This is a genomic window from Pseudomonas sp. DrBHI1 (assembly GCF_002205115.1).
Lineage (GTDB): Bacteria > Pseudomonadota > Gammaproteobacteria > Pseudomonadales > Pseudomonadaceae > Aquipseudomonas > Aquipseudomonas mosselii.
In genome coordinates this window covers 1-13,195 of the sequence record NZ_NIBE01000146.1, presented here as the reverse complement: position 1 = coordinate 13,195, position 13,195 = coordinate 1, and the positions used below count along the sequence as shown (strand labels likewise).

Here is a 13,195-nt window from a genome sequence, read left to right as displayed (position 1 = left end):
TATGGACGCCATGGCACTCCTCGCCGACGACCCCTCCCTCGCGCAAGTCGAGCACTATCGCGACGACCCGCACCTGCGCGCCGAACTCAATGCCCTCACCCGTCAGACCTACGGCTTCGACTTCGAAGATTGGTACCAGGCTGGCTTCTGGCAAGAAGACAACCAGCCGTGCTCACTGGTTCGCAGCGGGAAAATGCTGGCCAACGCCTCGGCCAACCTGCTCGACTTCACCCTCGATGGCCAGCCTCTGCGTTGTGTGCAGATCGGCACGGTGATGACAGCGCCTGCGGCACAAGGCCGTGGCTACAGCCGCTACCTGATGGAAGTGCTTGTAGAGCGTTGGGCAGGTAAATGTGACCTGTTGTACCTGTTCGCCAATAGCACCGTGCTGGATCTCTATCCCCGGTTCGGCTTCCGCCGGGTGATCGAACACGAATATTTCCAAGCCAGGTCGACGCCCCCTGAAGTCAGCACGTTCCATCCTGTGGATCTTGGCGACAGCACACAACGTGAACACTTCATGGCAGCGGTAATGAAGAGTTGCCCACAGGCACGGTTGAGCCTCGTGCCGAATGTACCGTTGACAATGTTCTACTGTGACGGCCCCTACCGAGAAGCCTTGTTCCATTCCTCAAGACACGAGGCATACGTGGTGGTGGAGCACGACGGCGAACGGATGGTGCTGGTGGATGTATTCTGCGAGCGCGAACTGGTGCTGGCCGATGTGGTGGCCGAACTGGTCAGGGCAACGACCCGGGAGGTGCTGCTGGGGTTTGCGCCGCTGAGCAGCGAGGGCTTCGCGGCGCGGGTTGTGGATAACGATGATGCACTGTTCGTCTGGGGTGCATCGAAAACCTATGTCGATGGACAGGTGCTGATGTTTCCGCTGCTGTCCCACACCTGAAAGGGTATTGGGGCTGCGTGGGAGCATCGACGCGCCCCCGCCCCACACCAAACCAGGCGCTTGCTCACTCCAACACCTTGGGGAGAGCGTCACCAGGTCAGGCAGATCTTGCCGAAATGCCTGTTGCTCTCCTGGTACTTGAAGGCCTCGACCATCTGCTCCAGCTCGAAATGCTTGTCCACCACCGGCCGCAGGCCATTGGCGTCGATAGCGCGAACCATCGCCTGCTGCTGAGCGCGGCTGCCTACCAGCACGCCCTGCAGGCGAATCTGCCGCACCAGCGCCTGCACCAGCGGCAACTGCCCGGCCACGCCGGTGAGGATGCCGATCAGCGACACATGCCCGCCGATCCGGGCGGCAACCATCGACTGCTCCAGCGTGGCCGGGCCGCCGACTTCGATCACATGGTCCACACCGCGTCCGCCGGTCAGCGCACGAACCTTCTCGCCCCAGGCGGGCGTGGTCTTGTAGTTGATCAGGTGATCCGCGCCCAGTGCCTTGAGACGCTCCAGCTTGGCATCGCTGGACGAGGTGGCGATCACCATGGCGCCGGCCAGCTTGGCGAACTGCAGGGCGAAGATCGACACGCCGCCGGTACCCTGCACCAGCACGCTGTCGCCGGGCTTGAGGTGGTCATCGCCCATCAAGGCGCGCCAGGCGGTGAGGCCGGCGGTGGTCAGGGTCGCCGACTCGGCATGGCTGTAGCCCCTGGGCGCCAGGGTGAAGGAGCTGGCCCGGGCGGTCACCTGTTCACGGGCATAGCCGTCGATGCCGTCGCCCGGCACGCTGGCAAAACCCTCGACCAGTGCCTGACCATCGAGCCAGTCGGGGAAGAAGGTGCTGACCACCGCATCGCCGACCTGGAACTCGCTGACCCCGGCGCCCACCGCGACCACTTCGCCGGCACCGTCAGCCATGGGAATGCGCCGCTCGCTCGGCCCCCACATGCCGCTGACCACGGCGAAATCGTGATAGTTGAGGGAGCTGGCATGCAGGCGCACGGTGATCTCGCCGGCCTTGGGCGCGGCGGTTTCGCAAGTGCCGACCTGGACCTTGTCGTAGCCGCCGCCGGGCAGGACATAAAGGGCCTTGGTGTTCATGGGTGAGGTCTCCATCGTGGCAAAAGGTGCAGTGCAGCTTAGCCCTTTCGCGGCACAAGGCCGCTCAGAGGGAGCGCGCAGGGCATGAGGGATGTCAGCCGAGCAACGCCCTCAGCGCCCGGCAATCGGCCGCATGCCAGTCGGCCAACTGCGGCCATGGGTTGTCCGGCAGGTTGACCAATACAGTGCGGGTGCCTGCGGCCCGGCCGCAGTCCAGGTCGAAGCGGTAGTCACCGACCATCACCATCTCAGCGGGGCTCACGCCCCAGGCCCTGGCGATCTGCAGCAGCCCGTCAGGGCTGGGCTTGGGCGCCGCCTCGTCGCGCCCCAGAATATGCTCGACCGGGAAGCAGTCAGCCAGGCCGATGGCCTCGAGGGTGACATGGGCCAGTTCGCGGGCATTGCGGGTGAGGATGGCCAGCCGGCAGTCACGCCCGGCCAGCTCACGCACCAACTCCACCGCGCCGTGCGCGGCCTTGGAGGCGATCGCCAGGTCGCGTTCGTGCTCCAGCAGCCAGGCATGCTTGGCCGCCGCCTCCTCCGCCGGCAAGGCGGCCAGGTGGGTGAGGATGTCGTGGTCGGACGGAATGTCGAGCGCCTCGCGGATGGCCGCGAAGTCATGCACGGCGACCGTCAGGGTGCCATCCATGTCGAATACCCAGTGGCGAATATCCCGGAGGCTCATGCCCAGTCCTTGCGATGGCGGATCAGGCCTTCCTGGGTGGACGAGGCCACCAGTTGCCCGGCGCGGTTGAAGATGCTGCCACGGCAGAAGCCACGGGCATTGCCGGCCCAAGGGCTGTCGGTGGCGTACAGCAGCCACTCGTCGGCGCGCAGGTTGCGGTGGAACCACAGCGAATGGTCGAGGCTGGCGATCTGCATGTCCTTGCGCCACACCGACTTGCCATGGGGCAGCAGGGAGGTGGTCAGCAGGCCGAAGTCCGAGGCGTAGGCCAGCAGGTACTTGTGCAGCGCCGGGATGTCCGGGAGGTTGCCGTCGGCACGGAACCAGGCGTACTTGATCGGCTCGCCGGGCTTGGGATCGAACGGATCGCGCTCGGTGACCGGGCGGATCTCGATGGGCTTGGCGCACAGCACCTTTTCGCGGATGCGCTCGGGCAGCTTGTCGGCCATGGCGCTGGCCAGCTCGACTTCGCTGGGCAGGTTTTCCGGGCCTACAACGTCCGGCATCTGCGCCTGATGCTCGAAACCCTCCTCGTCGTACTGGAACGACGCGCTGCAGGTGAAGATCGGCTGGCCCTTCTGGATCGCCGTGACCCGCCGGGTGCTGAAGCTGCCGCCGTCGCGCACACGGTCCACCGAATAGACCACCGGCATGCTGGCATCGCCCGGGCGCAGGAAGTAACCGTGCAGCGAATGCACATGGCGGGCGTCCTCGACCGTCTGGCTGGCCGCCGACAGCGACTGGCCGAGCACCTGGCCACCGTACAGCTGGCGGAAGCCCAGGTCCTGGCTGCGTCCGCGGAACAGGTTCTCCTCGATGGACTCGAGGCTCAGCAAGTCGACCAGATCGTCGAGTACATGGCTCATGGGGTTCTCCTGGCAAGGCAATACGGCGCGGTTATACCGGCGAATGATACAGGGTTTTGCCGTTCGTCCCGTCGTACGAATGGCGACCTATTCAGCCGCGCAGGTTCTGTTGCCAGCGATCACGGTCGATGCGGTACAGCACATGGGGGCGCAGTGGATCGCCGACGGGCAGGCGCGGATGCTCGAAGCTGCCCGCCAGGTCCTGGACCATGCCAATGGCTTGCATCACCTTCTGCGACGGCAGATTGCCCTCGGTGGTGAACGACACCACCTCGTCCAGGTGCAACTGGGCGAAGGCACAGCGCAGGCAGGCCCAGGCCGCCTCGCTGGCGAAGCCCAGCCCCCAGTGGCGGCGGGCCAGGCGCCAGCCGATCTCGACCGCCGGGCCGAACGGGGCGTCGAAGTTGACGTGGAGCAGGCCGGTCATGCCGATGAAGGCGCCGCTGTCCTTGCGCTCCAGGGCCCACAGGCCAAAGCCGTACTCGTTGAAATGGCCACGGATCCGGCCAATCAGCGCCGCCGCCTCGACCCGGGTCATCGGCGCGGGGAAGTAGCGCATCACCTGCGGGTCGGCGCACAGGGCAGCGAACTCGCGCAGGTCGTCGTCCTGCCATTGGCGCAACACCAGGCGCGGACTTTCCAGTTCGAGAAGGGGGGTCATGGGCACGGCTCCGAAATCACGGTCTGGCAGTGTACAGCGTAGGCCGCGCGCATCAGTCAACCGATGCTTTTTTCACATCGGCTTCACCGCCCCCCGACAGGCCGCTTCGCACAATGCCGGCACCTACCGCGGCCTTCGTCGACGCCGCACTGCCATCGGAGTGACGCATGCACCCCAGCAACACCCTGCACAATCCGGCCCTGCTGGCCCCCCGCAAACGCCGCCGCTCGCGCACCGCGGTCGGCGCCGCCATCGGCCTGCTCCTGGCACTGGCCGGGGCCAGCACCTGGCTAGCGACGAGGACGCACATCGTGAACCTTGGCAACGAGCAACAGTTGAGCGACAGCGGCCTGCTGCAGGATTGGAAGGAAGGTGCGGTGATCGTGATGATCCGCCACGCCGAACGCTGCGACAGTGCCCCTGGGCCGTGCCTGGACGATCCGACCGGCATCACCGTGTCCGGCAGCCAGGCGGCGCAACGGGTCGGCCAGGGCCTGCAGCAACTGGGGTTGGCCGGCGCCGACCTGCTTAGCAGCCCGAAGCTGCGCACCCGCCAGACCGCGCACTTCATCCTCGGCCAGGCCGTGACCAGCGAAGACTGGCTGGAGCGCTGCGAGCACCCGTTCCCGGCCGAGGCCATGGCCCGCAAACGGCCCGGGCACAACCTGGTGCTGGTGACTCACAACGGTTGCATCGATCACTTCGCCCGCCAGCAGCATGTACCGGGCGGCGAACGGGAGAGCGGCTACGTCAGTGCGCTGTTCGTGTCGGTGGATGGCAACGGCAAGGCGCGGATCCTCGGGCGGATGAACGAGCCGGACTGGCAGAGGGTGCTGGCATCGGCAGGTCAATGAGCGAATAGCAGGCCCAGATTCGGTTGGCATCGGAGCCACCAAAGCTGGCAAGATCGGTGCTCGCCCCCATCGCGTCGACACCATGCCCCTGCCGCTGATCTACCACGACGACTACAGCCCGGAGTTCCCGCCGGACCATCGCTTCCCGATGGACAAGTTCCGCCTGTTGCGCGACCACTTGGTGGACAGCGGCCTGACCACCGACGCCGCCTTGCTGCGCCCGGAGATCTGCCCCAACGACATCCTCGCCCTGGCCCATGACCGCGACTACATCGAGCGCTACATGAACGGCGAATTGTCCCGCGAGGACCAGCGCCGCCTCGGCCTGCCCTGGAGCGAAGCCCTGGCCCGGCGCACCGTGCGCGCCGTGGGCGGTTCGCTGTTGACCGCCGAGCAGGCGCTGCAACACGGCATCGCCTGCCACCTGGCCGGCGGCACCCATCACGCCCACTATGACCACCCGGCCGGTTTCTGCATCTTCAACGACCTGGCGGTGATCAGCCGTTATTTGCTGGAGGCCGGTCGCGTGCACCGGGTGCTGATCTTCGACTGCGACGTGCACCAGGGCGACGGTACCGCGCGCATGCTCCAGGACACTCCGGAAGCGATCACCGTGTCACTGCACTGCGAGCAGAACTTCCCGGCACGCAAGGCCCAGAGCGACTGGGACATCCCCCTGCCCCGCGGCATGCACGACAGCGCCTACCTCAAGGTGGTCGAGGACGCGCTGAACTACCTGCTGCCGCTGTACCAGCCCGACCTGGTGCTGTACGACGCCGGCGTCGATGTGCACAAGGACGACGCCCTGGGCTATCTGAACCTGACTGACGCAGGCCTGGCCGCCCGCGACGAACACGTGTTGCGCCAGTGCCTGGGCCGCGACATCCCGGTGGTGGGCGTGATCGGCGGCGGCTACAGCAAGGACCGCGAAGCCCTCGCCCGGCGCCACGGTATCCTCCACCACAGCGCGGCGCGGGTGCTCGGTTGTTCACAATGACTGTGGAACCGCTTGTGGATAACCTGCGGGAAAGCCGCTCCAGCCCTTTAGCTTCCTGAGCTGCAGAGAATTGATCGTTTTTTGAGCTGTGTCGTGGCAGGCCCCGCTGAGGTAGAATGCGCGGCCTTTTCCACAGCCTGTCGCCCGCCATGAACGATCCCCGCCTCGCTTACAGCCCCCTTGTCGCCGTGATCGGCGGCGGCCCTGCCGGCCTGATGGCCGCCGAGACCCTGGCCCGGCGCGGGATGGCGGTGCAAGTGTTCGACGCCATGCCCTCGGTGGGCCGCAAGTTCCTGCTGGCCGGCGTCGGTGGCATGAACATCACCCATTCCGAGCCCTACCCCGCCTTCGTCGGCCGCTACGGCGCGCGCCAGGGCGATATCGACACCCTGCTGCGCGACTTCGATGGCCAGGCCCTGCGCCAGTGGATTCACGGCCTGGGCATCGAAACCTTCGTCGGCACCTCGGGCCGCGTGTTCCCTCGCGACATGAAGGCCGCGCCACTGCTGCGCGCCTGGCTCAAGCGCCTGCGCGAGTCCGGCGTGGTTATCCACACCCGGCACCGCTGGCTGGGCTGGACAGCCGAAGGCGCCCTGCGGATGAGTTATCCACAAGGCGAGCTGCAGGTACGGGCCGATGCCGTGATACTGGCCCTGGGTGGCGGCAGCTGGGCGCGCCTGGGCTCGGACGGCGCCTGGGTGCCGCTGCTGGCTGAGCGGGGTGTGGATATCTCTGCGCTGCGGGCGAGCAACTGCGGTTTCGAGGTCGAGGGTTGGAGCGATCTGCTCAAGGACAAGTTCGCCGGCGCCCCGCTGAAGAACATCGCCCTCGGCATGCCCGGCACCGCCTCGCGCAAGGGCGAATTCATCCTCACCGCCCAAGGGGTGGAGGGCAGCCTGGTGTATGCCTGGTCGGCGGCGCTGCGCGAAGCGATCGAACGCGACGGGCGGGCGACGCTGCTGCTCGACCTGCTGCCGGACCGGCCTGTGGACAAGATTGCACAGGCCCTGGCCAAGCCCAGGGGATCGCGCTCGATGGCCAAGCACCTGCACGGCCAGTTGGGGATCGACGGTGTAAAGGCGGCCTTGTTGCGCGAGCTGACCGACCAGGCGACCTTTGCCGACCCCGAGCGCCTGGCGGCGGCGATCAAGGCGTTGCCGATCATGCTGGTGCGGACCCGGCCATTGGACGAGGCGATCAGCAGTGCCGGTGGCGTGCGCTTCGAAGGGTTGGATGAAGGGCTGATGGTGCGCAACCTGCCTGGGGTCTTCTGCGCGGGCGAGATGCTGGATTGGGAAGCGCCGACTGGGGGCTACCTGCTGACGGCGTGTTTCGCCAGTGGTTTGCGGGCGGGAAATGCGGCGGCGAATTGGCTGGCGCGCCTGGCCTGAGCAATGCCGGGGCTGCTACGCAGCCCCGGTGACTTCAAGGTTTGCGCTTGCCAGGCTTGCCGCCAAAGCTCGGCACCTTGCGCACCGCCTTGACCGCCGGTGCCGAAGCCCCCGCCTCCTCGCTGTCCATCCAACGCCCTAGGCCGCGCTTGGCACTGTTCTCTTTCGGCTTCTTGGGTTTCTTCGGTTTCTTCAGCACCTGGCCACTGGCGTCGGTCACCGGCACCCGGTGATCGGGGATGAAGTCCGGCTCCTCATGGCGCGGCAGCACCTGGCGGATCAGGGTCTCTATCGATGCCAGCAGTTGCACCTCGTCGGCGCACACCAGCGAGATCGCCTCGCCCTTGTTGCCCGCGCGGCCGGTGCGGCCGATACGGTGCACATAGTCCTCGGCGACGATCGGCAGGTCGAGGTTGACCACCAGTGGCAAGTCATCGATATCCAGGCCGCGGGCGGCCACGTCGGTGGCCACCAGCACCTGGACCTCACGGGCCTTGAAGCTGTCCAGGGCGCGCTGGCGGGTAGCCTGCGGGCGATCGCCGTGGATGCCGTCGGCGTTCACGCCTTCGGCTAGCAGGCGCTCGACCAGTTGGTCCACGCCATTGCGGGTCTTGGCGAACACCAGCACCTGCTTCCAGCGCTGCTTGCGCAGCAGGTGGCAGAACAAGTCGGCCTTGCGCTTCTTGTCCACCGGCACCAGCCATTGCTTGACCGTGTTGGCAGCGGCATTTCGCGGGCTGACTTCGATGCTCAGCGGGTCGTTCAGCGCCAGGCCCGCGAGCAGGCGGATCTGGTCGGAGAAAGTGGCGGAGAACAGCAGCGTCTGGCGCTTGCGCGGCAACGCCGCATACACCGCCTGCAGCTCCTCGGCGAAGCCCAGGTCGAGCATGCGGTCGGCTTCGTCGAGCACCAGGGTCTGCACCTGGCCGAACTTGATGGCGTTCTGGCGGAACAGGTCGAGCAGACGGCCCGGGGTGGCCACCAGCAGGTCGACGCCGCGGCGCAGGCGCATCATCTGCGGGTTGATGCTGACGCCGCCGTACACCGCGTAGGTGGACAGTGGCAGGTTCTCGGCGTACTCACGCACGTTGGCGTGGACCTGCTCGGCCAGTTCGCGGGTCGGCACCAGCACCAGCGCACGCACCGAGTTGCTGGCGACCTTCTCCCCTTCCAGCGCCAGGCGCTGCAGCACCGGCAGGGCGAAGCCGGCGGTCTTGCCGGTGCCGGTCTGGGCGGCGGCCATCAGGTCGCGGCCGGCGAGCACGGCGGGGATGGCCTTGGCCTGGACCGGGGTGGGCGTGGTGTAGTCCAGCGTCTGCAGGGTGCGCAGCAGCGGTTCAATCAGGCCGAGTTGGGCGAAATTCATGGCAATACCGTCAGGGGGTTCAGCGAAGGCGGCAAGTTTACCCCAGTGCCACGGTGGCCGGTATTTACTTGCACACCCCTTCTTTAAGCGGCACGGGCGACTCCGGCGCCTTGCGCCACTGCGGCAGGCCGATCAGCACTACCGCGCCGATGATCACCGCCATCGCCACGCATTCCTCGGCGCCGATCTGCTCGCCTGCGAAGACGATCCCCAGCAGCACCGCCACCGCAGGGTTGACGTAGGCATAGCTGGTGGCCGCCGCCGGACGCACGTGCTTGAGCAGGTACATGTAGGAACTGAACGCCAGGATCGAGCCAAAGAACACCAGGTAAGCCAGCGCGCCCCAGCCAGCGGCGGTGGGCATCTGAGTCAGGCGCTCGCCGCTGACGGCGCTGCCGATCAGCAGCGCGGCACCGCCCACCAGCATTTCAGCGGCGCTGGCCATCGGGCCCTGGGGCAGTGGCAGGCTCTTGCTCCACACCGAACCGAAGGCCCAGGCCGCCGCGGCGAACAGGATCAGCGCCGCGCCCATGGGGCTGGCCTGCAGGTTCGAACCCATGTTGAGCATGCCGATGCCGACCAGCCCAAGAGCGATCCCCGCCCACTCCAGGCGCGAGTTGCGATGGCCGAAGAACAGGCCGAACACCAGGGTGAACAGCGGCACCGTGGCCACCGCCAGTGCCGCCACGCCCGAGGCGACCCCGGCGTGCTCGGCCAGGGTCACCCCGCCGTTGCCGCAACTGAGCAGCAGGAAACCGATCGCTCCGGCCGCACGCCACTGAGGCCAGGTCGGCGCAGGTGCGCCGCGCCAGCGCAGAAAGCCGTACAACAGGCTGCCGGCAATCAGGAAACGCACCCCGGCCATCAACATTGGCGGCCAGGATTCCACGCCGATGCGGATAAACAGATAGGTCGAGCCCCAGACCAGGTACAGGGCGAGAAAGGCGCCGACAAGCAACAACGGGAAGCGACGGGAGGAGGACATGGCAAGGGCTCGAAATCCGTTTACGGGTGGATTAGTTTAGAAAGGCCCAGGCGCAAACTTAAGTTACAAAACACGTTTAAAATACCGAAACACTTTGTAATGCATGGTTATGTGGCGCCTTTCCAATCGATTACAAAGTCAGCAGGAGTCCCCATGGACAAGTACGACCGCATGCTCCTCGCCGCCCTGCTGGAAAACGGGCGGGCCACATACGCGCAGTTGGCGCGCCAGGTCAATCTCTCGGCCCCGGCAGTGGCCGAGCGGGTGGCCAAGCTTGAGGCCTGCGGCGTGATCAGCGGCTACACGGCCAAGGTCGACCTGGAGAAGATCGGCCTGCCGATCCAGTGCGTGATGGAACTGCGCCTGGCCAGCCATGGCAATCAGCAGGCCTACGAGGCCCTGGAGAAAATCCCCGAACTCACCGAATGCCATCGGGTGACCGGCGACCCGTGCGTGATCATGCAGGCGGCCGTCACCTCGATGGGCGAGCTGGAGGCGCTGATCAACCGCGTATCTCAGTTGGGCTTCACAAAGACGTCGATCATCCTGTCGAGCGCGGTGGCGCGACGGGTGCCGCTGGGGCATCTGGACAGCAACGGCAAGAAAGGCTGAAGCCCACTCCCTTATACGTGCGCGGCTCGCAGCATCACAGATCAGTGGCGCAGCAGTAGCCGGCCTTCGATAGGCACGTAACGGTTTGCGGCGCGGATCACCGACAACGCGGTCAAGCCCGGCACACCGTATACGACGGTTTCCACGCCATGGCGTTGCATCGCTCGCTCCAGCAACAAGTCAAAATCACCGTCGCCCGAGGCCAGCACCACTTGGTCGACCCGCGCCGCCGCCTCGATGACATCGAGGGTGATGCCCACGTCCCAATCGCCCTTGGCCGAGCCATCGGCGCGTTGGATGAAGGGTTTCAGGCGCACCTCGAACCCCAGGTTGCGCAGGATCTGCTGGAACTGCTGCTGCTTGCTGTCGCCACGGTCGATGGCATAGGCCACGGCTTCGACAATCTGCCCTTCGCGGCTGACCTCGGCCCACAGCGCGGCGTAGTTGAAGTGGCAGCCATGACCTTGGCGAACCGTGTAGTAGAGGTTCTGCACATCGGCGAACAGCGCGATTTTCTTCACCTGGAGCCTCTCACTGGCAGTGGTAAACGCTCGCGGGGCAAGCCCGCTCCCACGCCATGGTGGGAGCGGGCTTGCCCCGCGATAGGAAGCAGCAGTATGCCAGAGCCCTCAGACGTAATCGTCGTCCGAGAAGAAGCCGCCATCGTCACCGCTGTAATCGGCATCGGCATAACCACCCTGGTCATTGCCCCAGCCACCGTTGTCCGCCACCTGACGCTGGCTGTCCTGGTCGTTCCAGCCGCCAGCGTCGCTGGCTGGCGCCGGCTCCTCCTTGATCACCTCGACGATTTCTTCAGGCTGCGAGTGATGGTTGAACAGGCTGCTGATGCCCTGGGCCAGCAACACGCCACCGGCCACGCCTGCGGCGGTCTGCATGGCGCCACCGAGAAAGCTGCTGGCGCCGCTGCGCGCCGGCGCGGGTGGCGCACCGAAACCCTGCTGCTGCGGTGGCGGGGCATACGCCTGGGGCGCCGGTTCACGCCAGCCTCCCGAGGAAGTAGGCGGCGCGGCCGGGCGCTGCGGCTCTGGATTGCGGGCTCCCGCGCCGAAGATACTGGAGAGGAAACCACCGCCACTGCTGGGGCGGCTCGCATCCACTTGCGCACGCGCCTGGCGCAGCTCGGCCTCGAGCTGCTTGTTCTGCTCGTCCAGGCGCTTGATCGCCGCCTCCTGGACCAGGATCGCCTGGGCCATGTAGTAAGGCGCCGCCGGCTGCTGGCGCAGGTGCTCCTCGATGCGCGCCTGGGCCTGGGCATCGCGCGGCTGGGCCGGGTCCTCGGCTTGCTTGAGACGGCCGAACAGGCCGTCGATCAGGGTTTGTTCTTCAGTGTTCATCGGGGCAACCTCGTGCGCTGAACAGGACATCGGACAGCGTCAAAGATGGAGGCCCGGATGTCGCGATTCAATTGTCCGGGCCATGAAACTTTTTTCAGCAAGCGGGCCGACTGGGCTAAAGTTACGCCCTGCTTTTTCTGCCATGCGATGTTGACCGATGAATCCGCTGAGCGTTCTGCGCGACTCCCTGTACTTCTTCCGCCGTCACCTGACGAGCATCCTGCAACTGTGCCTGCCGTTGGTCGTGCTTGAGGCCCTCGGCACCCAATTGCTCTACAGCCAGCTGGGCGAGCAGGCCTCGCCGGTCTACGGCATGCTTGTCAGCCTGCTGTTCTACCCGCTGTATAGCGCGGCACTGATCCTTTACCTCGACACCCGCAGCAACGGCCAGGACACCGCCAAGCGCGACCTGTTCGCCCGCGCGCTGCAGCTTTGGCCGATGCTGGCCCTGCTGATCGTGATCAGCTCGCTGCTGATCATGGCGGGCCTGGCGCTGCTGATCTTCCCCGGCGTGTGGATCATGGTGAACCTGGTGTTCGCCGAGTACCTGCTGGTGCTGCGCGGCCTGCCGGTGATCGAGTCGATGCGCACCAGTGCGCGCATGACCACTGGGCATTTCCTGCGCATCATGGTCTGCATGCTTTCGGTGCTGGCGCCATTGTGGTTGATCGACGGTCTGCTGCTGCAGTTGTTCCCCGAGCCGCAGCCTGGCGTGCAACTGGCCCTGGACAGTCTCAGCGGCTTCCTGCAGCTGTTCAGCACCGTGGTGCTGTACCGCCTGTTCATGCTGCTCGAAGGTGAAGCCGGCGCTTGAGACCGGCATTCACCAAGCGTCAGGCTTTCCTTGGCTTGGCCCTGGCCGTGGCTTCCGCCACCAGCGGATCGTCCGGCCAGTAGTGCTTGGGATAGCGCCCTTTCAGGTCCTTCTTCACTTCGGCATAGGTGGTGCGCCAGAAGTTGGCCAGGTCCTGGGTCACCTGCACCGGCCGGCGCGCCGGTGACAGCAGGTGCAGTTTGACCTGCTGGCGGCCATTGGCAATGCGCGGGGTGTCGGCCAGGCCGAACAGCTCCTGCAGGCGCACGGCAAGGATCGGTGGCTGCTCGCTGTAATCCAGGCGAATGCTGGAGCCCGAGGGCACGGCCAGGTGCGATGGCGCCATCTCGTCCAGACGCTGGGGCAGCGGCCAGGGCAGCAGGTTGCGCAGCATCGAGGGCAGGTCCAGGTTGGCGAAGTGGCTCAGCCGCGACACCTTGCCCAGATAAGGTTGCAACCAGTCTTCCAGGCTGGCGAGCAAGGCTTCGTCGCCCAGATCGGGCCACTCGCTGCGACCGTCCTTTTCCAGATCCAGCTGACGCAGCAGCGCGACGCGGGCCTGCCACTGGCGCAGTTCCGGGGTCCAGGTCAGCAGGTTCAGGCCC

General features: G+C 66.1%; 15 protein-coding genes. 6 read left to right on the top strand and 9 right to left on the bottom strand.

From position 1 onward, the window contains the following. The first annotated feature begins 10 nt into the window (after positions 1 to 10). Positions 11 to 904 (top strand): GNAT family N-acetyltransferase, encoded by an 894-nt coding sequence (locus CC207_RS26500; RefSeq protein WP_158216157.1) that lies wholly within the window; start codon positions 11 to 13, stop codon positions 902 to 904. 89 nt (positions 905 to 993) lie between these two features. On the opposite strand, the gene CC207_RS26495 is transcribed toward CC207_RS26500, so the two are convergent. The 4 genes from CC207_RS26495 to CC207_RS26480 all read right to left on the bottom strand — a co-directional run bounded on the left by CC207_RS26495 (position 994) and on the right by CC207_RS26480 (position 4,216). Further along, positions 994 to 2,004, bottom strand: coding sequence for an NAD(P)-dependent alcohol dehydrogenase (locus tag CC207_RS26495; RefSeq protein WP_028692058.1), 1,011 nt, complete (start codon positions 2,002 to 2,004; stop codon positions 994 to 996). 94 nt (positions 2,005 to 2,098) lie between these two features. Further along, positions 2,099 to 2,689: an HAD family hydrolase gene (locus CC207_RS26490; RefSeq protein WP_028692059.1), complete on the bottom strand. Its 591-nt coding sequence runs from the start codon at positions 2,687 to 2,689 to the stop codon at positions 2,099 to 2,101. Beyond that, entirely contained in the window at positions 2,686 to 3,555 is an 870-nt protein-coding gene (gene tesB, locus CC207_RS26485) for an acyl-CoA thioesterase II (protein ID WP_062361994.1), read from the bottom strand. Before tesB ends, CC207_RS26490 begins: the two co-directional genes overlap by 4 nt. 91 nt (positions 3,556 to 3,646) lie before the next feature. Further along, positions 3,647 to 4,216: a GNAT family N-acetyltransferase gene (locus CC207_RS26480; RefSeq protein ID WP_028692061.1), complete on the bottom strand. Its 570-nt coding sequence runs from the start codon at positions 4,214 to 4,216 to the stop codon at positions 3,647 to 3,649. Between the two features lie 167 nt (positions 4,217 to 4,383). On the opposite strand from CC207_RS26480, the gene CC207_RS26475 reads away from it, so the two are divergent. From CC207_RS26475 to CC207_RS26465, 3 genes are all read left to right on the top strand, one after another. Then, entirely contained in the window at positions 4,384 to 5,070 is a 687-nt protein-coding gene (locus CC207_RS26475) for a histidine phosphatase family protein (protein WP_062361992.1), read from the top strand. An 82-nt stretch (positions 5,071 to 5,152) separates the two neighbouring features. After that, positions 5,153 to 6,067, top strand: a complete 915-nt coding sequence (locus tag CC207_RS26470) for a histone deacetylase (protein WP_028692063.1) — start codon at positions 5,153 to 5,155, stop codon at positions 6,065 to 6,067. Positions 6,068 to 6,216: 149 nt separating this feature from the next. Further along, positions 6,217 to 7,458: a TIGR03862 family flavoprotein gene (locus tag CC207_RS26465; protein ID WP_256582373.1), complete on the top strand. Its 1,242-nt coding sequence runs from the start codon at positions 6,217 to 6,219 to the stop codon at positions 7,456 to 7,458. Between the two features lie 34 nt (positions 7,459 to 7,492). On the opposite strand, the gene CC207_RS26460 is transcribed toward CC207_RS26465, so the two are convergent. Both CC207_RS26460 and yedA read right to left on the bottom strand, forming a co-directional pair. Further along, positions 7,493 to 8,824, bottom strand: coding sequence for a DEAD/DEAH box helicase (locus CC207_RS26460; protein WP_062361989.1), 1,332 nt, complete (start codon positions 8,822 to 8,824; stop codon positions 7,493 to 7,495). Positions 8,825 to 8,888: 64 nt separating this feature from the next. Continuing rightward, positions 8,889 to 9,809, bottom strand: coding sequence for a drug/metabolite exporter YedA (gene yedA / locus CC207_RS26455; protein WP_028692066.1), 921 nt, complete (start codon positions 9,807 to 9,809; stop codon positions 8,889 to 8,891). 153 nt (positions 9,810 to 9,962) lie between these two features. Here yedA and CC207_RS26450 point away from each other — a divergent pair, with 153 nt between their 5' ends. Beyond that, positions 9,963 to 10,421 carry an Lrp/AsnC family transcriptional regulator gene (locus CC207_RS26450; RefSeq protein ID WP_028692067.1) on the top strand — a complete coding sequence of 153 codons (459 nt, stop codon included), beginning with the start codon at positions 9,963 to 9,965 and terminating at the stop codon, positions 10,419 to 10,421. A 41-nt stretch (positions 10,422 to 10,462) separates the two neighbouring features. Here the strand turns inward: CC207_RS26450 and CC207_RS26445 are convergent, their stop codons facing one another. Together CC207_RS26445 and CC207_RS26440 are read right to left on the bottom strand one after the other, a co-directional pair. Continuing rightward, a complete protein-coding gene (locus CC207_RS26445) occupies positions 10,463 to 10,942 on the bottom strand; it encodes an NYN domain-containing protein (RefSeq protein WP_028692068.1) in 480 nt (159 codons plus the stop codon). A 108-nt stretch (positions 10,943 to 11,050) separates the two neighbouring features. After that, the gene (locus tag CC207_RS26440; RefSeq protein ID WP_028692069.1) at positions 11,051 to 11,776 is read right to left on the bottom strand and encodes a DUF2076 domain-containing protein; all 726 of its coding nucleotides are present in this window, start codon (positions 11,774 to 11,776) and stop codon (positions 11,051 to 11,053) included. Between the two features lie 157 nt (positions 11,777 to 11,933). On the opposite strand from CC207_RS26440, the gene CC207_RS26435 reads away from it, so the two are divergent. Then, a complete protein-coding gene (locus tag CC207_RS26435; RefSeq protein WP_028692070.1) occupies positions 11,934 to 12,590 on the top strand; it encodes a YciC family protein in 657 nt (218 codons plus the stop codon). A 19-nt stretch (positions 12,591 to 12,609) separates the two neighbouring features. On the opposite strand, the gene CC207_RS26430 is transcribed toward CC207_RS26435, so the two are convergent. Further along, positions 12,610 to 13,195 (bottom strand): ATP-dependent helicase C-terminal domain-containing protein (locus CC207_RS26430; protein WP_305880235.1); only part of this gene is annotated, 586 nt, incomplete at its 5' end.